Annotated in this window: 17 protein-coding genes and 1 pseudogene; 9 read left to right on the top strand and 9 right to left on the bottom strand. The window is 62.3% G+C overall.

Annotated features, from left to right (window positions below; all coding sequences use genetic code 11):
- Positions 1 to 18: 18 nt before the first annotated feature.
- The 5 genes from AX681_RS01800 to AX681_RS01780 all read left to right on the top strand — a co-directional run bounded on the left by AX681_RS01800 (position 19) and on the right by AX681_RS01780 (position 5,031).
- Positions 19 to 747: a HupE/UreJ family protein gene (locus AX681_RS01800; protein WP_066663399.1), complete on the top strand. Its 729-nt coding sequence runs from the start codon at positions 19 to 21 to the stop codon at positions 745 to 747.
- Between the two features lie 21 nt (positions 748 to 768).
- Positions 769 to 1,401 (top strand): transmembrane anchor protein, encoded by a 633-nt coding sequence (locus AX681_RS01795; protein WP_066663401.1) that lies wholly within the window; start codon positions 769 to 771, stop codon positions 1,399 to 1,401.
- On the top strand, positions 1,394 to 2,560 hold the full coding sequence (locus tag AX681_RS01790) for an acyltransferase family protein (RefSeq protein ID WP_156442880.1): 1,167 nt from the start codon (positions 1,394 to 1,396) through the stop codon (positions 2,558 to 2,560). The genes AX681_RS01795 and AX681_RS01790 overlap by 8 nt, the downstream gene beginning before the upstream one ends.
- Positions 2,561 to 2,564: 4 nt before the next feature.
- Complete coding sequence (locus AX681_RS01785; protein WP_066663408.1) at positions 2,565 to 3,896, top strand: MFS transporter; 1,332 nt, start codon at positions 2,565 to 2,567, stop codon at positions 3,894 to 3,896.
- A 496-nt stretch (positions 3,897 to 4,392) separates the two neighbouring features.
- Positions 4,393 to 5,031: a tyrosine-type recombinase/integrase gene (locus AX681_RS01780; protein ID WP_082738085.1), complete on the top strand. Its 639-nt coding sequence runs from the start codon at positions 4,393 to 4,395 to the stop codon at positions 5,029 to 5,031.
- Positions 5,032 to 5,244: 213 nt separating this feature from the next.
- Here AX681_RS01780 and AX681_RS01775 read toward each other — a convergent pair whose 3' ends face one another.
- From AX681_RS01775 to AX681_RS01760, 4 genes are all read right to left on the bottom strand, one after another.
- Complete coding sequence (locus tag AX681_RS01775; protein ID WP_082738086.1) at positions 5,245 to 6,669, bottom strand: ThiF family adenylyltransferase; 1,425 nt, start codon at positions 6,667 to 6,669, stop codon at positions 5,245 to 5,247.
- Complete coding sequence (locus AX681_RS01770) at positions 6,666 to 7,085, bottom strand: hypothetical protein (RefSeq protein WP_066663414.1); 420 nt, start codon at positions 7,083 to 7,085, stop codon at positions 6,666 to 6,668. Before AX681_RS01770 ends, AX681_RS01775 begins: the two co-directional genes overlap by 4 nt.
- Position 7,086: 1 nt before the next feature.
- Positions 7,087 to 7,770 carry a hypothetical protein gene (locus tag AX681_RS01765; protein WP_066663416.1) on the bottom strand — a complete coding sequence of 228 codons (684 nt, stop codon included), beginning with the start codon at positions 7,768 to 7,770 and terminating at the stop codon, positions 7,087 to 7,089.
- A gap of 102 nt (positions 7,771 to 7,872) precedes the next feature.
- Positions 7,873 to 11,235 (bottom strand): ATP-dependent helicase, encoded by a 3,363-nt coding sequence (locus AX681_RS01760; RefSeq protein ID WP_066663419.1) that lies wholly within the window; start codon positions 11,233 to 11,235, stop codon positions 7,873 to 7,875.
- A gap of 359 nt (positions 11,236 to 11,594) precedes the next feature.
- Between AX681_RS01760 and AX681_RS01750 the strand changes: the two genes are divergently transcribed.
- Together AX681_RS01750 and AX681_RS01745 are read left to right on the top strand one after the other, a co-directional pair.
- The gene (locus tag AX681_RS01750; RefSeq protein ID WP_066663422.1) at positions 11,595 to 12,740 is read left to right on the top strand and encodes a hypothetical protein; all 1,146 of its coding nucleotides are present in this window, start codon (positions 11,595 to 11,597) and stop codon (positions 12,738 to 12,740) included.
- Positions 12,741 to 13,021: 281 nt separating this feature from the next.
- The gene (locus tag AX681_RS01745) at positions 13,022 to 13,357 is read left to right on the top strand and encodes a DUF1810 family protein (protein ID WP_066663425.1); all 336 of its coding nucleotides are present in this window, start codon (positions 13,022 to 13,024) and stop codon (positions 13,355 to 13,357) included.
- Positions 13,358 to 13,854: 497 nt separating this feature from the next.
- Here AX681_RS01745 and AX681_RS01735 read toward each other — a convergent pair whose 3' ends face one another.
- The gene (locus AX681_RS01735; RefSeq protein ID WP_156455983.1) at positions 13,855 to 14,205 is read right to left on the bottom strand and encodes a hypothetical protein; all 351 of its coding nucleotides are present in this window, start codon (positions 14,203 to 14,205) and stop codon (positions 13,855 to 13,857) included.
- A gap of 800 nt (positions 14,206 to 15,005) precedes the next feature.
- Here AX681_RS01735 and AX681_RS01725 point away from each other — a divergent pair.
- Positions 15,006 to 16,478 carry an AAA family ATPase gene (locus tag AX681_RS01725; RefSeq protein ID WP_197422021.1) on the top strand — a complete coding sequence of 491 codons (1,473 nt, stop codon included), beginning with the start codon at positions 15,006 to 15,008 and terminating at the stop codon, positions 16,476 to 16,478.
- A gap of 135 nt (positions 16,479 to 16,613) precedes the next feature.
- On the opposite strand, the gene AX681_RS01720 is transcribed toward AX681_RS01725, so the two are convergent.
- The 4 genes from AX681_RS01720 to AX681_RS01705 form a co-directional block, all read right to left on the bottom strand.
- Positions 16,614 to 17,144 carry a hypothetical protein gene (locus tag AX681_RS01720; RefSeq protein ID WP_156442882.1) on the bottom strand — a complete coding sequence of 177 codons (531 nt, stop codon included), beginning with the start codon at positions 17,142 to 17,144 and terminating at the stop codon, positions 16,614 to 16,616.
- Positions 17,145 to 17,254: 110 nt separating this feature from the next.
- Positions 17,255 to 17,701, bottom strand: coding sequence for a hypothetical protein (locus tag AX681_RS01715; RefSeq protein ID WP_156455981.1), 447 nt, complete (start codon positions 17,699 to 17,701; stop codon positions 17,255 to 17,257).
- Positions 17,702 to 17,895: 194 nt separating this feature from the next.
- Entirely contained in the window at positions 17,896 to 18,396 is a 501-nt protein-coding gene (locus AX681_RS01710; RefSeq protein WP_066663451.1) for a hypothetical protein, read from the bottom strand.
- A 316-nt stretch (positions 18,397 to 18,712) separates the two neighbouring features.
- Complete coding sequence (locus AX681_RS01705; RefSeq protein ID WP_156442884.1) at positions 18,713 to 18,967, bottom strand: hypothetical protein; 255 nt, start codon at positions 18,965 to 18,967, stop codon at positions 18,713 to 18,715.
- Between the two features lie 203 nt (positions 18,968 to 19,170).
- Here AX681_RS01705 and AX681_RS01700 point away from each other — a divergent pair.
- Positions 19,171 to 19,488, top strand: a pseudogene (locus AX681_RS01700) (AAA family ATPase); the annotation flags it as partial.
- Positions 19,489 to 19,522 lie beyond the last annotated feature (34 nt).

Genomic DNA, 19,522 nt, shown 5'->3' with positions numbered 1-19,522 from the left:
CGGCTAAGGAGATTTGAAATGCCACTCAACGGATTGCTTTCACCGCCTGGCGCGAAACGCTGGCTCGTCCTGCTGATCACCGCACTCGCACTCGCCCTGTTCACGGGCGTCGATGCTTGGGCACATAACGTCGCCGAGGGCGACAAGGGCTATATCCAGGAGAGCAGCGGCGTGCTGTTCTTCCCGTTCATCTATCTCGGCGCCAAGCACATGGTCACTGGCTACGACCATCTGCTGTTCCTGTTCGGCGTCATCTTCTTCCTCTACCGGATGAAGGACATCGGCCTTTATGTGACGCTGTTCGCGGTCGGCCATTCGACGACGATGTTGCTCGGCGTTCTCTTCAACATCAGCGCCAACGCCTACCTGATCGACGCGATCATCGGCCTGTCGGTGGTCTATAAGTCGCTCGACAATCTGGGCGCATTTCAGCGCTGGCTCGGCGTTCAGCCCAACACCAAGGTAGCCACGCTGATCTTCGGCTTCTTCCACGGCTTTGGCTTGGCGACCAAGATCATCGAGTTCCAGATCGCCCCGGACGGACTGTTCGCCAATCTGATCGCCTTCAACATCGGAGTCGAGCTCGGGCAACTGCTCGCGCTGGGCGCCATCCTGGTCCTGATGGGATTCTGGCGCCGCACGCCGAGCTTCATGCGCCACGCCTTCGCCGCCAACACGGTGGTGATGTGCGCTGGCTTCATTCTCGTCGGCATGCAGCTTGCCGGCTTCTTCGCCACGGCCGCCTGACCCCTTTTCGGAGACACTCCCATGTTCAATTCTCAACGTCCCCGCCCCGAAGACCTGCCGAGCAACGCGCAGCTTCTGAAGGCGACACTCGGCGCCGCCATCGCCGCCGGCGCTATCCTCGTCACGGTCGTGCTCCCGTCCGAATATGCGATCGACCCCACAGGGATCGGCCGCGCGCTCGGCCTGACCGAAATGGGTGAGATCAAGCAGCAGCTTGCCGAAGAAGCCGCCGCCGATGCAGCGATGGACGCCCGCGCCAAGCCTGAGGCGGCGGCGACGGTCGCCGCGGCGGCTGCGGCAGGCGTCCAGCCTGGCGCCGCCACACCGGCGTCCGCCGGTCGAAGCGATACCACCCGCGTAGCGCTCGCGCCCGGCGAAGGCGCCGAGGTGAAGGTTGTCGCCAGCAAGGACGTGAAAATCGCTTTCGACTGGTCGGTCGAGGGCGGTGTCGTCAATTACGACACGCACGCTGACGCGCCCGGCATTTCCTATCACGGCTATGGCAAGGGCAAGGGATCGGCGCGCGAACAAGGCACGCTGGTCGCCGCGTTCGACGGCAAGCACGGCTGGTTCTGGCGCAACCGCGGCACCGCGCCGGTCACGGTGGTGCTGAAAACACAGGGCGCCTACAGCGAGATCAAGCGCGTTGTCTGATCCGGCCGCCTTGGCGCCGGAAAAGGTCGTCCCGGCCGGCGCGCGCGCCGCGTCGCCGGGCGCCTTCTTCTATATGGACGCAATGCGCGCGGTGCTCGCGCTGGTGGTGGCGTTCGGCCATATCTGGGCACTGCTGATCCGGGACTATCGGCCAGCGGACGATCTGATAGCCGAGGCGTGCTACTTCGTCGCCGGGTTCGGGCACCAGGCGGTCATCCTGTTCTTCGTGCTGAGCGGCTTCTGGATCACGCGCAGCGTGGTGCGTCATGCCGAACGCGGATGGTCGTGGCGCGGCTATCTGATCGAACGGCTGTCGCGGCTGGCGATCGTGCTGGTGCCGACCCTGATCCTCGGCGGCTCCCTTGACGCGATCGGCGTATTTGGCCTGCAATCGCCGACGCATCTGGGGCAGACCGACACCTATGTGCTGCGCAAGGACGTCGTGCTCGCGTTATCGCCGACCGCGCTGCTCGGCAATCTCGCCTTCCTGCAAATCTTCGTGCCGCCGTTCGGCACCAATGGCCCGCTGTGGAGCGTCTCCTATGAGTTCTGGTTCTACATCTGGTTTCCCGCACTCTGGCTGCTGTTCCGTCAGCGGCGGCTGTCGATCGGGCTGCTGACACTGGCATTCGGCTGGTTCGTGCCCACGCTTGCGCTCGCGTTCCTGTGCTGGTTGTGCGGTTCGGCGCTATACGGGCTGACGCGGGTCTGGCGGCATCCCCCATGGCTCACGCCGATGACGAAATGGGGCTTGCTCGTAGTAACCGGCGCTGGGCTGGCGCTCTTCCTCGTCTTCGCACGCTTCGGCGAAGATACATGGAAGGATCCGGCGCTGGCGCTGGTTTTTGCGCTGTTCCTGCTCGCGTTGATCGCCGCCGATCCCAAGCCGCTGAAACTGTTGCGGCCGGTTGCGATCTACGGATCGAACGCGAGCTTCTCGCTCTACGCGATCCACTTTCCCGTAATGGCGCTTGTCACCGCGCTCGTGATCAATGCGGATCGACTGGAGCCGACGTCGCAAGCCATCGGCGGCGTGGCCGCCATCATGATCAGCACCGTCAACCTCGCCTGGGTCTTCTCGCGCCAGACCGAAGCCCGCACCCCGCAGCTTCGCGCCTATCTCCACCGCCGCCTTTCAACCCCAGCCAGATCGAGTTGAAGCCATGCTCGCTGTTCTTGCCAACGCCATCTACCGCAACCTGTTCCTCGCGCAGATCATCGCCCTGATTGGCACTGGGCTCGCCACCGTCGCGCTCGGCCTGCTCGCCTACGACATCGCCGGCAGTAACGGCGGCGCGGTGCTGGGCACGGCGATGGCGATCAAGATGGTCGCCTACATCGGCGTTGCGCCGGTGGTCGGCGCCTATGCCTCGCGTCTGCCGCGCCGCGCCTTCCTGATCGCGATGGACGTGATCCGCATGGGCGTCGCGCTCGTGCTGCCGTTCGTCGATCAGGTGTGGCAGGTCTACGTCCTGATCTTCGTGCTGCAATCGGCCTCGGCAGGGTTCACGCCGACCTTCCAGGCGATCATTCCCGACGTGTTGCCGGAGGAAAAGGACTATACCCGCGCATTGTCACTCTCGCGGCTCGCCTATGACATGGAGAGCCTGACCAGTCCGATACTGGCGGCGGCGCTGCTCACGATCATCAACTTCCACTGGCTGTTCGCCGGCACTGCGGTCGGTTTCGCGGCGTCAGCGTTGCTGGTTCTTGCCACCGTCCTGCCCACCGCCACTGTCAAACCGCGCAGCGGGGGCGTCTGGACGAACACGACGCGTGGCGCGCGCATCTATCTCGCAACGCCACGGCTGCGCGGGTTGCTTGCAGTCACGCTGGCAGCCGCAGCCGCGAGCGCGATGGTGATCGTCAACACCGCAGTTCTGGTGCGCGCCGGGCTAGGCCTCGATCAAAGCGATGTCGCGGTGACACTGGCTGCGTTCGGCGGCGGGTCGATGTTTGCCGCACTACTCTTACCCCGGCTGCTCGACCGGATCGCGGACCGTCCAGTCATGCTCTCCGCGGCGGCGGCGATGACCATCCTGCTCGGCGCACTCGCATTCGGTTGGCAATGGCGGACCGCGCCCGGTTTCTGGGGTGCGCTGCTGGTCGGCTGGGCACTGCTCGGTATGGCCTATGCCGCCAGCATCACGCCTGGTGGCCGATTGTTGCGGCGCTCGTCCAACACCGAAGATCGAACCGCGCTGTTCGCCGCCCAATTCGCGCTCAGTCATGTCTGTTGGCTGATCGCTTATCCGCTTGCCGGACAGATCGGCGCGCGCTTGGGGTTTGGCGCGGCGTTCGTCGCGACCGCGCTGCTGGCGGCAGTCGGCAGTGTCGTCGCACTGATTATCTGGCCGACTGACGACCCCGAAGTCGTGCCTCACTCTCATGACGGCCTGCCACCTGACCACCCGCATCTCACGGAAGCACATAAGGACGGGCAGGCGAACCACCCCTTCCAGATCGATGATCTCCATCCCCGATGGCCAAGGTGAAGCGATGAAATTTCTGACTGCCTGTGCGTCCGGCATGTTCGCGACAATGCTGACCCCCGCTGCTGCTGCGCATACACCCACGATGGAGTCACAAGAGGATCGTGTGCCCATCACGATATATTGGGTGAAAAGCAAACCACGACCGGACGGCCTTATGGTCACCGGGAAGGTTCGACTTCGCACGGGCTCGAGCACGCCGCCCGCTGCTCACTTGCATGCGTCCGTCACGCTGGCAGATGGCACCGCCGTCTTAGGAAAGGCGCGTTGGCGTACGCCGCTCACACGCCGTCATCGCAGCTCTGATTTTGGAGTATTCGTACGCCTGCCGTCGGACGAGCCGGCGTCGAACTTGCGGGTATGGTATCACGATGACCGTGATGACTAACTGTCTCGCCAATCAGGGTGGTCGCTTTGCGTCGGAATCGGCGGCGGCGGTCTGACCAAAATAAAAGGGCATTGGCGCGACATTCTTGGCGGCCAATCAGGGCCAAGGAGAATGATCGTGGGATACTCAAAATACGATCCCGCCATGCAGGCGCGTCCGGCTTGGAATGCCGGGAAGAGTGTAGGTACAAAGCGGCCTCTAACACAGAAACAGATATGGGCTGTTCGCTTCTTTCTCGAACGCGAGGGACGACTTCGCGATCGGGCGCTGTTTGATCTCGCAATCGATAGCAAGCTGCGAGGTTGTGATTTGGTCAAAATAAAAATTGGCGATCTGGTGTCGGGTACTGACATCAGGACGCGTGCGATAGTCATCCAACAGAAAACAGGCCGACCCGTCCAATTCGAATTGACTGCCGATGTTCGGGCAAGCCTCCTGACATGGCTCGAACGCCGCGGCGGAATGATCGCCGACTACGCCTTTCCGAGCCGCGTTGACCACGCCAGCCATTTGAGCACGAGACAATACGCTCGGCTCGTCGATGAACGGGTGACGGCGATCGGTCTCAGGCGGGCCGAATATGGTACTCATTCGATGCGACGCACTAAGGCCGCGATGATCTACAAAGCCACAGGCAATCTCAGGGCGATCCAGATTCTGTTAGGCCACACCAAAATTGAAAACACGGTCAGGTATCTTGGCGTTGATATCGAGGATGCCCTGCTTTTGGCAGAGCGAACCGAAATCTGACTCAGAGCGACCTGTCCGCTAACGGACAGGTCGTTTTTCAAGCATGCCGGCAAAGCGCCCCAATCTCAGTCGTAGCTTCCGATATCGCAACGCTCCGAAAGCAGCCGTTGGGCTACATGCCAGTGCGCTGCAAGCCGACAAGTATCGTCATTGGATACGGGGTTCCATCAAACGGGCGTAAGTGGCCACACGTCGAGGGTCACTTTCACTCGATCAATGGCAATCGCGCATGGTCGCCGCGAGCACTCCTTCCGCCCGAGCCACAGTCAGGGCATTCTCCGTCTGCTCGCGGTTCGACGAAGCGAAGGCCTCGCCACAGCGGACGCCCTTGAATCGTGCCGCCGAACGCATCCGGTGTGCCAATCCCGTAATATAGAATAGAAAGTCATTGGCAGCTTGCGAGGCGCTCAGCGCATTGAGGGTAATGACGCTCGGCGCGGGTGCGTCATTCTCATCGACGTAGCGCTGGCCTGCGCGCATTTCCTGCGAAATGCTCTCTTCGCGAAGGCGCACCTGGCTGACTGCTTGGTTGCACAGCATGCAGCCCTTGGCGGGCGAGACGGGCCTCGTAGTCGTGTGGACATCGATCACAGCACCGCTTTCGGGGTCGACCTGGATGCGAGTCCCCATCTGAACGCCCGGGATCAGATACTGATGAACCAGCGCGTTGAACAACCGGCGCGCCCTGTGGCCGTCGGCTGCGAGGAAGATGAAGTCACAGTCCTTGATCGCTGCGACGACTTCGGGCTTCTCCATGACCGAGAAGTGACGCTCGACACGCGCTTTGCGGTTGGCGCGGCGGATCGCGCGGCGCGAGAGATCGACTTTCCTGGTGGCGAAGCGCCTGCCGAGCTTGCGAATCCATTGCGGACGAGGTTTGCCGACCAGCCAGGCCATCGCGTCCCATGATGTCGCGTCGACCAGGCGCGGCACGTTTGTGGGATCGACGCGGTCGGGGTCGACGAGGACGAACTGTCCGACACCGAGCCGTGCGAGCAGTTCGACAAGCAACGAGCCAACGCCGCCCAGTCCGATGATCGCCACACGGCTGCCTGCCAGTATCGCCTGCCCTTCGACGCCGAACAACCGAACCTGCCGGTCGAAGCGTCCGGCCTCGCCCGCAGCCGTGCGTTCCGGTCGGGGTCGCAGGACTTTTCGCTTAGCGCCGACCACGACCAGCCGATCGAGGGTCAACCGCTCGCCGCCGGGAAACCAGATATCGCCTGCAACAGCATTGGGCGCGAAGACCAGTGAACCGACGGGCATGCCTTCGACAAGATCCAGTAGCGCCGGAAAGCCACGTTCGTGGGATTCGATGTCCACGCTCGAAAAGGCGACGCTGTCGTTGCCGCCGTGGTTGTGCACGGCGAGATAGACGAGCTTCTCGTCGCGGCAGAGGCGCGCCTGCTTCGCGATAAAGCGCGCAAGCAACATCCGGTACCCGCGTTTTCCGGGCACCCAGTCCTTGCCTTCTTCGGCGAGAACGAGCGCCCGCGCGGTGAGTACCGGCCCAGAACGGGTCTGCAGCAGCCCGGCCTGGATGACGGCACCATGTTCGTCGCCGTCGCCAGGAAAAAGGTGAGCGGAAAGCTCTTCATACATCGAGCGCGTCATGCGCATTTCGCAGCGTTGTTTCATCGTTCGGTCATCCACTTCATGACGGAGAGGAGTTTCAGCAGCGGAGATTCCTGAATCCAGACCGACTGGTTTCGCTGTCGGCGAGAGATCATCACGGCCGGCCGCTGGGGGAGGCCGGGCGTGTCGGCTGCCGGAAAGTGATTTGCGCCGTGGATCGGCGGCGAGAGAGCCCGTCCATCTGCAAAGCTCAGATCCGACCGAACCCAGAACGGGTAGGTGTCGTCTTCCGGACACGCGTTGGAAAGGAAGAAGCCAACCCAGGTAGTCTCCTGCGCGAAGGGCTTTCCGAGGGGGATTTCATCGATCAGCACATGCGCGCCGCCACAGGCAGACGGATAAACGTGGAGCGGGAGCTGCGCGAATTGTTCGCGCAGCTCCGCGATGGCGGCCGTGACGCCAGCGAGCATCTCGCTCATCCTAGCTGTCTTCGTGGTTGTCGACGGCGCCGAACTTTTCGCCGCCACGGATGAACACGCGATCGGTATCGCCGATGACGCGCGCCGGGACGCCTTCGCCCTCGAGATCGAGGATGAAGTCGAGCTGGATCGCAACACCCTGCGCGATAGCGGCCGTCTTGATCGCGAGGCCATCGTGCCAGCCGCGCGAGATCTTCACCGGCTTGGTGTTGACCGTGATCCGCACCTCGGGGCGCTTTACCACGTCGAGACGCTCGGCCCCCGCCGATTCGAGATCGACCTCGCCTTCGTCATCGATGATGAGATCCTCGCCCGGCAGCGACATGCTGAACACCTCATCGGCCTCGATGCGGTGGATACGGCGCAGTTCGCTCTCAGCGAAGCTGCGCTGCCCCCATTCGTAGCCGCGACCCTCGACGGTGAGGCGATAGATGCGGTCGCCACGGAACGCACGAAACGCCTTGTCACCGCCGCCGAGATCGATCTTCTCGTCGAGGCCCACCGACGTGGTGCCGCGATCCTTCAGTTCGATCAGGATGTGCTGGTCGGCCGGATCGTGATCCGAGATCTGCAGCGCATCTTCACCGTCGATGAGACGATCGTCGGCGCGATAGGTTTCGCTGTTGACGAGAAAGCTGAAACGGCCCGGACGGCTCGCTTCATTGTCTTTTTCTTCGTTACCCATGTGAAATTACCTCATGCCGTTCGGGCCACGACGGAATGCCGGGACCGACAGGAGGTTGATCGCTGGGGTCCGCGAACCCGGAAGTCGGTCTACAAAAAAAATTTAGACGGGAGGCACCGGGGCCGGGCAGAGGAAAAAGTAGCGGCAGCGCGGGCAGGACCAGTCGCTCGGCTTGGGTGGAAATTCCCCTTTGTCGATCGCCGCGACGATGGTTCGACTAGTTTCGAGTCTGGCGCCCTTCTTTCGGTCGGTCTGTTCGATGGGCGTTGTCGCGGCGTCGGCCAGGTGGAAGGTTTCAACGCGGCAAGATTTAACGGCACCCCGATTGACGGCTTCCAGCAGCAGGCTGTTGCCGATCTTGTCCGCTTCGCCTTTGCTCTGCTTGCCGGCCCGGATTGTACGGTAGATTGTGCCGGACCCGTCGCCGATTATCTGGTCGACATGTAGCTCAACCGTTCGCCCGCCAATCTCGACGGATAATTTGGGTTCACCTTCCATGCTGCCCGCTGCGAGGACAGGCAGGAGCCCGGCCAGCATGGCTTCCGTCAGGTTCCGGTAAGAGGTTTCGAAGACGTGGCCGACCAGTGGGCTCGTGGACCATGCCTTCTCGAAGATGGCCGAAACCTGAGCCGCATCAAGGGCAACCCCACTTTCACGAGCCGCATCGAGGACCGTCAGCAAGCAGCGATGAGCCTCGAGATAGGCACTTTCGGGTGCATCGCCGCGGAGCGAGGCAACGCGCTCATAATAGAAGCGACGCGGACAATCGTCGTAGCGCTCGATGTCGCGGTGCTTCAGCTTTGCAGGCGGCGGCGGTACCGGCAGCGGGGATGGGGCGACAACCGGGTAGATCCTGGTAACCCTCTGACAATCGGCCGGGACCGGCAATGCAAGGCCCGGCCGGCTAAGGAAGGCCGACGGGTTCGAATTCTTGCCCGCACGTCTTGCCGCGCGATAAAGTCGCAGATGTGTACGCGCACGCGACAAGGCCACGAAGAAGAGACATTCCTCTTCGGCAACGTGACTGTCGGTTTCGGCGCTGTTGTCGATCAAGCCGGCGGGCGGAGGGCAGCGCGGCTGCCGGTCGGCCCCCGGGATCGCGCCAGCGTACAGGCAGGGCAAATGCACAGCCTCGAACTCAAGTCCCTTGCTTCCATGTATCGTAAGCAGCTGGACGCCATCGAGACCGGCAAGCTCATCGGGGAGGCGTCTCAACTCCCTATCATCGGCAAGCAATACCATATGCCGGACGCGCTCCAACCCGCGCTTGATGGGGGACCTGCTGCCGCGCAGCGGCATCGACCGCATCGCTTCGACAAGTTGGCGGACTGCCACGCGCCGCATCTCGTCGCGCGGTGTCTGGCCGGCCGTCAGATGGACGACATAGTCGCTTCGCTCGAACAGATATTCCATGAGGATGAACCACGGAGTGTGTCCCGCATGAAACCCCTGCAGATGATTTCCAAGGCGCTCGAGACCCATACGTGCGGGCACCGACAAAACCGCCAGGGTCTCCGCATCAACAATGAGTTCGGTCACCGGTCTCTTCGTCTCACGCGCGATCCCCAGAAGCTTGACGACGTCGTCGAGCGGAACGCCATATTCGGGAAAGCCGGCGACGCGCAGGAGCGGTGCGTCGGCCCCGCCGACGATTGCAAGCAGCGAAAGAAGATCGCGTATTTCAGGGCGGTCGAAGAGCGGACCAAGATAGAGCACCGGAATCCCGCGCGCTTCCAGCTCATCGCCGACCCGCCCAAGAATCCCGTTGCTTCTGGCCAATATGGCTTGGTCCCTTAGCGCAGTCCCGCCCTTCTCCAGCGCGCGGATGGCACCTGCGAGCTCGTCCATTTCCGCCTCAGTGTCTGCCGCGGCGGAAATGCTTGGAGGCGTACCAGGTTCATCTCGTTCCGTTTCAAGCTCGAGCGGAAGCGCATAATCCGACACTTGCATGTCGTTGCCGAATTCCATGAAGCGGCTGACGATTGGCTTGGTCGAGCGATAGTTTCGCCCCAGTCTGCGCCGGAGCGAAACCGGATAGTGCTTCTTGAACTGCGCCATGTTGGCGGTTGATGCGCCGCGAAAGCGATAGATGGATTGCCTCGCGTCTCCAACGACCCACAGGTTATTTCCTTCGCCGGCGAGACCCTTGATGAGGACGGCGCTGGCGCGATTGATGTCCTGATACTCGTCGACGTGGATCCACTTGAAACGCGCGCGAAGGATTTTGGCGAACTCCGCGTCGTCGCGAAGTTTCAGGGCCGGCAGCATGACAAGGTCGCCGTAATCAACAGCTCGGAGCTCATCGAGCTTGGCCTGATAATACTTATAGACCAGCGCGACTTCGGCGGCCTTCGCCGCGTCGAGCGCGGCGTCTGCGTCGTTGTTCTCCGCCGCCTTCTTCGCCATTGCCTCGGCCTTTTCCTCATAGTCTGCCGGGCTGGCGAGTTCGTCCTTGGCGCGGGAAATGGCACGAAAGATGTCGCGCAGCGCGAGCGCCGGCTCGAACAAGTTCTGCAGGTGGACGATGGGAAGCGTCGGCAGGCTGTCTTCCAGCAAATGGATGGCCTCGCTGCCGTCGATCAGCCGCGGGTCCTGCCCCTTTCCGAAAATCTCGTGATATTTGCGAAGCAGCTCGAGACCGAAGGCATGGAAGGTCCCTGTCCAGATATTGGCCGCAACGGCACCCGCTGCCTTTTCGACGCGATCGGCAATCTCGCCCGCAGCCTTGTTGGAAAAGGTTAGCGCCAGTATCTCGTCGGCCTGGGCCTCCTTGTTCTTGAGAAGTCGTGAGATCCGCTCCACCAGCGTCTTCGTCTTGCCGGTGCCGGGACCCGCCTCAAGTAAGAATGCCTCGCCGCGGTGAACGATCGCCTCCTCCTGAAATTGATCCGGAGGAGGTGACGGGCGCGAGGCGTTGTCCCTAGCCGGAGTCATCTCCGGAAGCAGCAACGCATCGGTGAGCTGCTGGAAGACAGTTTCCCGGCGAATGCCAAGCCGGTCTGCTATCGCCGCCGCGCGCTCGCCGGCCATAAACAATTGCCGGGCAAGCGCCCTAGGCAACAGCAGTTCGCGTGCGAAGACGTTGGCCTGCGCTTCACGACGCTCCTTGACGCCATAGGCTTCAATTCTCTGGGCCGGGTCGCCTGCACCCGGTTTGCTGTAGTCAGCGGCAACCGTCGGGCGCGGTGCCTCGTGAACTACGAAGTGTCCGATTTCATGCGCGATCACTTCCTCGCGCGCCGCGGGTTCCAGTGCCTTGCTCACCAAAACGAGGTTGAATGTTCGGTCTAGAACGCCGATCGATCCCGCCAGTCCCGGATCATCCGGACCGAGCTCTTCGACCGTCAGCTCACACCGGTCGATCGCGCGCTTGACCACCTCTGCAGCAGGCAGCTCCGTAAAGCCTGGGTCGACTTCGAGGCGAAGTTCGGCCGCCGCTCGCCTGATGGCATCGAAATTTTCCACCTATTCTGCCAGCGTTAGCCACTTCTCGCGCAACTCATCGCTCATCGGCGTTATTCGCACTGCGGTTGCGAAGGATATCTTGGCAAGAGCCTGGGGAGGCTGGCTCGATCGGTACTCGGTATTCGCCAAGGAAGGCTCAAGTTCTAGATACCCGAACAGCGCCCCCGTCTCGACGGGTAGATGGCGCGCAATATCCTTCCGGCATTGCAATCGGGCAATTTTCGAACGCTCAGTTGGAGCGTCGCTTTTCGCCTGATAATCCGACGCGCCGGAACTGGATGGAGGCAAGAAGAATGCGAGTTATTTTACTCGGCGCGGGGGCCTCTAAGAGCTACGATCAAAGCCCTACAGGGCAGCGCATGCCTATCGCGCGCGACTTCTTCGACATATTCGATAAGCTGGATCTTTCGACAAACCCATGGGTGCTGATCGGCTCAATCATCGTATTCCTAGAAGACGATCTGGGCATCGGACGGGGGGGCGCATTCGATTACCTCCGTTCAGGTATCGATATCGAGGACCTCCATTCACAGATCGAGGTCGCGCGCGATACGCAACTCAAGAGCGACGGCTTGGTCGGCGCAATGACGCCCTACAAGGCATTTAACGAACTGCTGTTCCTGTTCGCTGCGGTAATCAACGACATCCAGAACGGACCGCCATCACAGACGCATATGAAACTGGTCGACAGATTAAATCCCGAAGATGTGCTCATCACCTTCAACTGGGACACACTTCTCGACCGGGCTCTCGCAGAACGGACGGCATGGCGTCCGGATTGGGGATATGGCGTTAGCCCCAAGGCCATGTTCAACGACGGATGGCACCCGCCAACAGAGCCGAAGGAGGACAGCAAGACCGGAAATCTGCTCCTAAAATTGCACGGCTCGACAAATTGGCTGACAGCCTATTCGGTAACCGATGGGCACGGAATGATCGTGCCGGGCCAAGATCTGGACCCCAGCGCCTTCGGCGTTTTCGAGCGAGCGACCGGGTCCTATGCTTGTTTCCGGGGTCGATATATTCCGGGCTATCAACCATGGGCGTATGGCTATTATCCGCCAAATCTGGATTTCCCCGGACGGGCGCCGCCTGACGGCTATACCATAGTGGGCCTTTCGCCCAACTTCCCTTGGACGAAGCCCGGCAACGCCTCAGATGCGGGCCTCCCATCAATGCCGCTCATCATTCCTCCAGTGAAGAGCAAAAGCTACGAATTCTTCGGTGACTTGTTCAAAACACTGTGGTCAAAAGCGGAAGACGCGCTCGCGGCGGCTGATGAAATAGTGATTATCGGTTACTCATTTCCGAAGACGGATATTCAGAGCGACAAGCTTTTTCACCGCGCCTTTTCGCGACGCGCAACCATCCCACAGATCACGATTATCGATCCCAACCCGGCCCCGGTAGCGGAAAGGATGACGAGCGACCTCGGCATCCCGGGCTCGCATCTCAAAATAATTGCCGACTATTTCACGCCGGATTTCGATCTTGATGCCCTCTAAGCTCGTGCAGCCGATCGGAGTTGAAGGTCGTCGATCGGCATGAAAGCCTAGCTGCTATTCGGCTTGATTTGGTTACGCGTAGGGAATGAAGAAAGTCCATTGTTCCTGATTTTCGCCGAGAAGCGGACAGTCCGTAAGCGGCCCAGAAGCCGCAGTTCTTGGTTTGATTGCCTCGTGATCAGCACATTTCTTGCAGCCGCGGACGACGCATGCCAGCCCCGCCCTCATCAGCTGTGCGACTGGAATAAGCCACGTGTTCGAACCCTTGGCTGAGGTAGGCGATGGGCGAGCTGGGTCGCAGCTCGACAGCCAAATTCTACGGCATCACATCGGTGGACGAAGCGCGAGCGTATCTGGCGCATCCGCTTCTGGGTGCCCGCTACCTTGAATGCGTGTCCACCTTGCAGGACCTGCAAACGAGCGACCCTAGTGCCGTCCTCGGGCAGATCGACGCGATGAAGCTCCGCTCATCCCTTACGCTCTTCCAAACCGCAAAGCCATCGACGCTGCTCGGCGCTGCGTTTTATCGCTGGTATGCCGGCTCCGAGAACGCCGCGACGCGCGCCGGATCTCGACGTCGGCAAACGCTTGCGTCAGCAGCGCCTCTGCTCTTGTGACGCGGATTTCCGGCTCAATCCCGTGATTGAGGTGCGCAGCGAGTTCGCGGGCGACGTTCAATACCATCGTTTCGTTTATAATCGCCCTCGCTCGCAACTCGGGCAGTCACGCGATGGTTTTAGCCGGTCCGGCAATTCAAGGCGGGCACCGCACATTGCTGGATGCTGCCAGCTTCAGCTGAAATAGTTCCCGCTGGATAATCCTCGAGATTCCTTGACCATTGGATATGGCAGCTCTCGTTCGAGAGGATCTATGACAGGTGCGTGATCGTCGGGAGATCCAGTACGCATCCCTTTCCCCACCCGCGATAGTCGCTGAGGATCATCGGCCTCGCCAGGCTCCACTCGTCGAAAACCGCCTGCTGGTAGCTGGCCGGAACATCTGAGTACGCCTGTACCGCCGGCAGGAAGGCCGAGACGGGCTCCCCGCCCCGGTAGCGGATGTGGCAGTACATGGCCGCCGTGATCACTGCGTGGTCAGTTAGAGCTCCGAGGTCTTAATGCGTCTTGAGCCAGGGGGCGTACTGACGCACGGCGGGAGTGAGCATCATCAGGGTCATCTCCCTCAGGAGCACCCTCATCCGAAATGAGGGGTCAGGATGAGACCCAACTGCTTCTTCCGCGTGAGGCCGGTCAGGTACCCCATAAAACCGCTGGAACATGCACGTGAGGCCGACGACCAGGGTCCAGATTGCATGGGCGGGCATCGTATTTCCATTGGCTTTCACGAGGAGGCCAAGCACGTTGTTCAACGCCTCATGATCCGCAGCCAATTCGAGAGCGTGACTGAGAGCTGCGCTGAACCCCTTCGGCGGCGCATTCTCCTTGTCACGCATCTCGTCGATCATCATTTCACCGTTCGCCCAGGACGCGTTCAGCTGGCGCCCGACTTCGCCATGGTTCTGAAACAGATGCGATTGCTCATGGAGGTATAGCCAGGCTAGCACGCTGTTGCGGATGCGTATTGTCGCCTCGGCTGCTGTGAGATCCGGCGGCAGTATTCGCCTGAAGCCATCCCCGTAATTCAGCGCCCCGAAGACTGCTGTATAATGTGGGCTGTTGAAGTGCTGTTCGCAGTACTGCGGCAGGACGAACGCGTCACGGTGGATTTCGCGCGCTGCGCCATAGCTGATGCCGATGAGATCGACCCGCGGCGGCCCTGGTCGGACCGAAGCCTATGCGCGAAAGCGCTCCTGAGGCAGCGAGGCAACTTCCAGCCTTCGCTGGCCGTCCCGGTATCTGGGTTCGGACAGCGCGCGCTTGGTCCTCTCGATGACGACCCCAGCCTCCTCCGCAGTTCGGGGCACCTCGATGAAGGCGGCCCCGTCAGCTATGACCTGTTCTTCTGTCGCCCTGTCGAAAATCACTGATCCAATTGGATGCTGCGATGGTATGTAGGCCGTGCCGCGGACATGGTCACTCCTGGGCGGCTCGTCATGCCGGCACACCACGCGCGGTACCGTAGGCGTCCCATGAACGGTGCCGGTTCAGCCGCCTGACTGGATCATCGCTGGCTGACCTTCAGCCAGCTTCTGATCCATATATATAATATGGAAAGCATTTCCGCTGAATGCTGAACCCGACGCAGCCGACTTGCGGTCGTCATTACGGGGGATCGGCGTTGGACGCGAGGGTGCAGGGGTTCGGGGTGCCGAATGCAATCGGGAGGGAAAAGAGTCTCTCAGCGCCGGTTAGTCCCGACTGGGACTCCTATCCCACAACCGACACGTGGCTGGCGGACCGGCATCTTGGAGCGGCCAGCGCCCGGCCTTCCTATCGCATCGAGGGATGGCTGGCCGAGACGGGTACCTCCGTCTGGTTCGGCGCCGGCTCGACGGGCAAGACGCAGCTGATGCTTTGGATGGCGGCCATGGTCGCCAGCCGGCGTGAAGACAGGCGCGAGCATGTCTGGCTCGGAGGCAGGATAAACGGCACGGGCCATGTCCTCGTGCTGACGGCGGAGGACACACGCGACCAGATTATCAGCCGCCTGAAGGACGTGGTCGAGCACGCGCTTGGTCAGGACCGCGAGGCAAGTCGCCGAACCTGCAGGCGCATCCACATCATGCCCTTCCTCAGCATGTCCGAGGACGATTTCAAGCATCGCAATCCCAGCCTATTCGAGCAGACGCCGAAGGATCGTCACTGGGAGGCCTCGGCCGTAATGGAGGAGGTGCGCCGGTACGTGCGGGATTGGAACCAGGCGCAGGACGACCCGGAGGATCGGATCGTCGGCGTCGTCATGGATTCCGCGACGAGCATGTCGGGCTTCGACAGTCTGGATGCCCAAGCGACCACGAACTTCTTTTTCTACCTTGGTCGTCTCTGCGAACGGCTGCGGATCTTCTGGGCGATCATCGGGCACACGCCGAAGACGACCACGCTGACCCGCAAGACCTATAGGGCCACCGCTCCCAGTCGGCTTCGCGGCGTCGCCATGTGGACCACCGCGCCGCGCCTGACGGTCGAGGTGCGGCTTTCCCAGGCGTGGCGGGAGGGAAGGAAGACGACGCAGGAGGGTCAGGAGCACCTTGACTGGCTGCCTGGGAGCTGGAAGCCGGACAATCTGCTGATCGTCTACGTGGCCAAGGCCAACCTCAAGCATGCCAGCAAGGCAGAGCGCATCCTGGCGCGACAGCGGCACGGGGCGTTCGTCGATGTGACAGACATGCCGGAAGAGGCGCTCACCGACGGTTCGCTCGCTGGCTGGGAGGAGGATCCGGACGTGGGGGCCGCGGCAGAGCCACATATCAATGCGCCGGCGCGGGCATCCGTCCGCGCTACAAGCCCGCATTCCGCCTCGAAGCGGCGAGCCGCAGGACGGCCAAAGGGCGATCCCGCGGCGTTCGCCCCTGGCACAGCTCTCGTTATGGAACTCATTCATGAGCTCCAGAGTGAAGCGAACTGTGATGGCGGTCTTTCCGCCAACCGCATCTTCGGGATCGCCAGGGCTCGCAGAGCGAGCGATCCTCGCGCGGCGCTCGTTGGCACCGCGCACTCCGCCACGCGGCTGGGCGCGATAAACTGGCATCTCGATCAGCTCGAGACCAACGGGCTGATTGAGCGGCGCGGAGGCCGCTACTATGCCCTTGAGGAGGATCGCGCCGACCACTCCGGCTGATCGCAGGCGCGCCCAAGCCTTCAGCGCCTCGACGCAGATGCAGTGCGTGCCCTCCCGTACGCGGTGGGGCTGCGCCGTGATGCCGGCAGGCTTCGGCCTGACCGAGCTTGTTCGCGCGGATGCGTCCCCCAGCAGTCATGCTGCACGCGTTTGGAGTAGGGCGGGTGGCACGAGCGCCGCACTGCCGGGACGCTGCTCGATCTCCAGATCGACAAGCCGGTCGTAGGCGCGGCGCATCCCGCTCAAGGCAGCCTTGAAGGTCCGCGCAGGTGCCTTCGGCAGCCGGCGCAGCTTCAGCTCGTCGTCGAACGAGAACGCGCCCATGTCGAAGCTGTCCGGAACCAGCAGGGCGCGATCATCCCGAGCGCCCATCCACAGCATGCAGCTTTCGAAGATGTGCGTCTGGCCGTCCACGTGGGCGATGAGGCTGACGAGCGGCACCGTCGGCTCGTTGGTCGGCGAGAAGAGCAGCATCGGCAGGCCGGTCACCCTCGTCCGCGAACCCCACTCGAGCAGCGTCGGGATATTAGCCGCCGTCCCTCCGACCATGAGTTCGACCCTGTTCCTGAAGGTGTGCCCGACGGCTGCTGGTCCGCCTAGGAGGCGTTCGACCGCCGCCATGTATCCTGCCATCCTGATCTTGCGCTGTTCTGTCGTCTCGTTCACTTGAGTCTCCCTTCCGACCGCGCCTGCGGTCCTTTTCCGCTCCCACCAGGGAGCCACCATTGCTTCTTCGATGACACTTCAGGCGACCGGCGTCGCCAGCTGGTCCTCGCTCACGCGTTCCGCGCGTTAGCGAGACCGATCTCGCGGGACCTGCGCCTTTCCTGCCGCGCGGCTCGGACCGCACGCTCAAGCCGCTCTTTTGCGAGCGACATGCCGCGACCGAGCCTTGGGGCGGGGCGGCCGTGCCGTTCCTCGAGCCCGTCCGGTCCGATGGCGAAGTGTCGCTCCTCGCGGACATCGCAGGGCACGATAAGGACCGGGCCGTCCTCTTTCGCCCAGAGGACGCAGTCGCGCACCGTGGTCGGTTCGCCGCCGCTGACGAACGCGAGGTTCACCCGCCGGGGCATCGCTCCGCGCTCGCGGCCCAGACGCAGCGAGACGACGCCGAGACCGTTCTCGCGGGCGGCCTCGAACGTGATGCGTTCGAGTTCGTCGTCGCGGCCGTAGTCGGCGGCAAACAGGGTCCGGGAGAAGCGTCCCGCGGAGGCATCGGCCATGCAGCCCTCAACGAGGTGTGGCGCCGCCGACGCGATACGCAGCGTGAGATTATCCAAGTTTGCTCGGTTCATTGAATTCGTCCTTCGTTTACTGGCTCGCCGCAGGCGTTTTTCCCCACCACCTGCTGTGCCGATGATGCCCTTGCGGAATGTTCCGGGCGGCTGGGACGCCGCCCGGCGTTGGAACCGCGACGTCAGGCCGCGATCGGCAGCACGTCGCGCAGACTCGCGATGGCGAGCATCCGTTCGCTGAGACGGTCCCACGCCCGCTCAAGGCCCGGCTGCAGCGAGGCCTCGATGCCTAGCGGGACGGACTGTAGCCGCAGGAGGCCGTGAGGGGTGACAACGAAGGCGCTTCCGCCCTCCTGCGACACGACGATCAGCGGTTGCGAGTGATCTACACCGGCCCATAGGGTCAGCCCGGTCATCATCATGAGCGAGCCCGCGAACGGCAGGAAAGCTACGATGCGCGCAGGCTGATCGAGCTTGTGGGGGATGTCGAGCGCCCAGATCAAAGCCGGATCGCCGGCCTCTGCGACGATCGCGCCGAGTTTTGACATGGCGTCGCTGTCGAGGTTCGCGACGGCCGCGACCATCACCGGCTCGAACTCTTCGAACGAGGGATTGAGTCCCATCTCAAGGCGCAGCGCGCGCGAGAAGTCGAGGGGATCGGTGGCGACTGCCTTATATCGCATATTAGATTTCCTACTTGGACGGACGCGCGGGATGCGCATCCTTTTTTCCCCTCCTCTCGGAAGGTCGCAGGCTTCCGCCCCTTCAATGATCAATAAAAGCGGCGCGTCAGGTACGTGGTCGAGGCGCCGCGCTGCCGGTCAACACGACGATTGCCATGCGCAACAGGGCTGAAAAGAACTGTCACCTACTCCTCGCGTTGCGGACGGGACCAAGGGTGGCCGGGCTAGTGGCGCAACAGTCTCACGAACGTCGCCCCGGTGAAGCTGCTGGACGAGTCCGGTCGGCGTTAAGGTACGCCCGCCCGCTGTTAGCGCGTCAATTCGTTCTGGCGACCGCGACGACGGTGGACCCGCTCAGGCGCAGGGTCGGCTCGGCGGGTACCAGCACCTTGTCGATTAGCAGCATGCCGATTTCCGTTGCAGTCGCTCTTGGATCAAAGCCTGCCGAACTGCAGCAATCGACAAGGTTCTCGATCGACCTGTCTCTCTGTTCGACCAGCGTCAGGATGTGCTGCACCAACTGCGGGTCAGGCTCGAACACGTACTTGGTTGTTTCGTAGACGATGGACATCGGATGCTCCTCCATGGAAATGGAAATGCGATTTACAACGTGAGAGGATTGATCTGACCGACAGGTCATTGCGGCCGGACAGACCCGGATGCTCGGGCGACCGCCTCGCGGACGCCCGGAATGCTCAAGCGGCGGCCTTGAACAAGTCAGCGTATATCTCGCCGTCGCGGCTCTGGAGGACGTGCAGATAGCCCTGGCCGTGTGAGCAGCGCGACGCCTTCGATCACGTCACCGGCGATCGGGGGCTGGCGTCGGTCGTCGGCTATGCCGGTTCGGGCAAGTCGGCGATGCTGGGCGTCGCGCGCGAGGCTTGGGAGGGGCAGGGCTACACCGTGCGCGGAGCGGCGTTGTCGGGCATCGCGGCCGAGAATCTTGAGGGCGGGTCCGGCATCCAGTCCCGCACCATCGCCAGCCTCGAACACGCATGGGGGCAGGGGCGCGAGCAGCTAGGCCCCATGGACGTGCTGGTGGTGGACGAGGCCGGCATGATCGGCTCGCGTCAGATGGAGCGTGTGTTGAGTTAGGCGCGCGACGCCGGGGCCAAGGTCGTCATAG

Origin of the sequence: Sphingomonas sp. CCH9-E2 (assembly GCF_001557215.1) — a bacterium.
GTDB lineage: Bacteria > Pseudomonadota > Alphaproteobacteria > Sphingomonadales > Sphingomonadaceae > Sphingomonas.
The sequence above is the reverse complement of the archived record's forward strand: the minus strand, read 5'-3'. Positions and strand labels throughout refer to the sequence as shown.

Bases quoted from the DNA above. Each gene is read 5' to 3' on its own strand.
- AX681_RS01800 (WP_066663399.1), top strand. From the start codon at position 19: ATGCCACTCAACGGATTGCTTTCACCGCCTGGCGCGAAACGCTGGCTC.
- AX681_RS01795 (WP_066663401.1), top strand. From the start codon at position 769: ATGTTCAATTCTCAACGTCCCCGCCCCGAAGACCTGCCGAGCAACGCG.
- AX681_RS01785 (WP_066663408.1), top strand. From the start codon at position 2,565: ATGCTCGCTGTTCTTGCCAACGCCATCTACCGCAACCTGTTCCTCGCG.
- AX681_RS01780 (WP_082738085.1), top strand. From the start codon at position 4,393: ATGATCGTGGGATACTCAAAATACGATCCCGCCATGCAGGCGCGTCCG.
- AX681_RS01775 (WP_082738086.1), bottom strand. From the start codon at position 6,669: ATGAAACAACGCTGCGAAATGCGCATGACGCGCTCGATGTATGAAGAG.
- AX681_RS01770 (WP_066663414.1), bottom strand. From the start codon at position 7,085: ATGAGCGAGATGCTCGCTGGCGTCACGGCCGCCATCGCGGAGCTGCGC.
- AX681_RS01765 (WP_066663416.1), bottom strand. From the start codon at position 7,770: ATGGGTAACGAAGAAAAAGACAATGAAGCGAGCCGTCCGGGCCGTTTC.
- AX681_RS01750 (WP_066663422.1), top strand. From the start codon at position 11,595: ATGCCTATCGCGCGCGACTTCTTCGACATATTCGATAAGCTGGATCTT.
- AX681_RS01745 (WP_066663425.1), top strand. From the start codon at position 13,022: ATGGGCGAGCTGGGTCGCAGCTCGACAGCCAAATTCTACGGCATCACA.
- AX681_RS01735 (WP_156455983.1), bottom strand. From the start codon at position 14,205: ATGATCGACGAGATGCGTGACAAGGAGAATGCGCCGCCGAAGGGGTTC.
- AX681_RS01715 (WP_156455981.1), bottom strand. From the start codon at position 17,701: ATGGCCGATGCCTCCGCGGGACGCTTCTCCCGGACCCTGTTTGCCGCC.
- AX681_RS01710 (WP_066663451.1), bottom strand. From the start codon at position 18,396: ATGCGATATAAGGCAGTCGCCACCGATCCCCTCGACTTCTCGCGCGCG.
- AX681_RS01705 (WP_156442884.1), bottom strand. From the start codon at position 18,967: ATGTCCATCGTCTACGAAACAACCAAGTACGTGTTCGAGCCTGACCCG.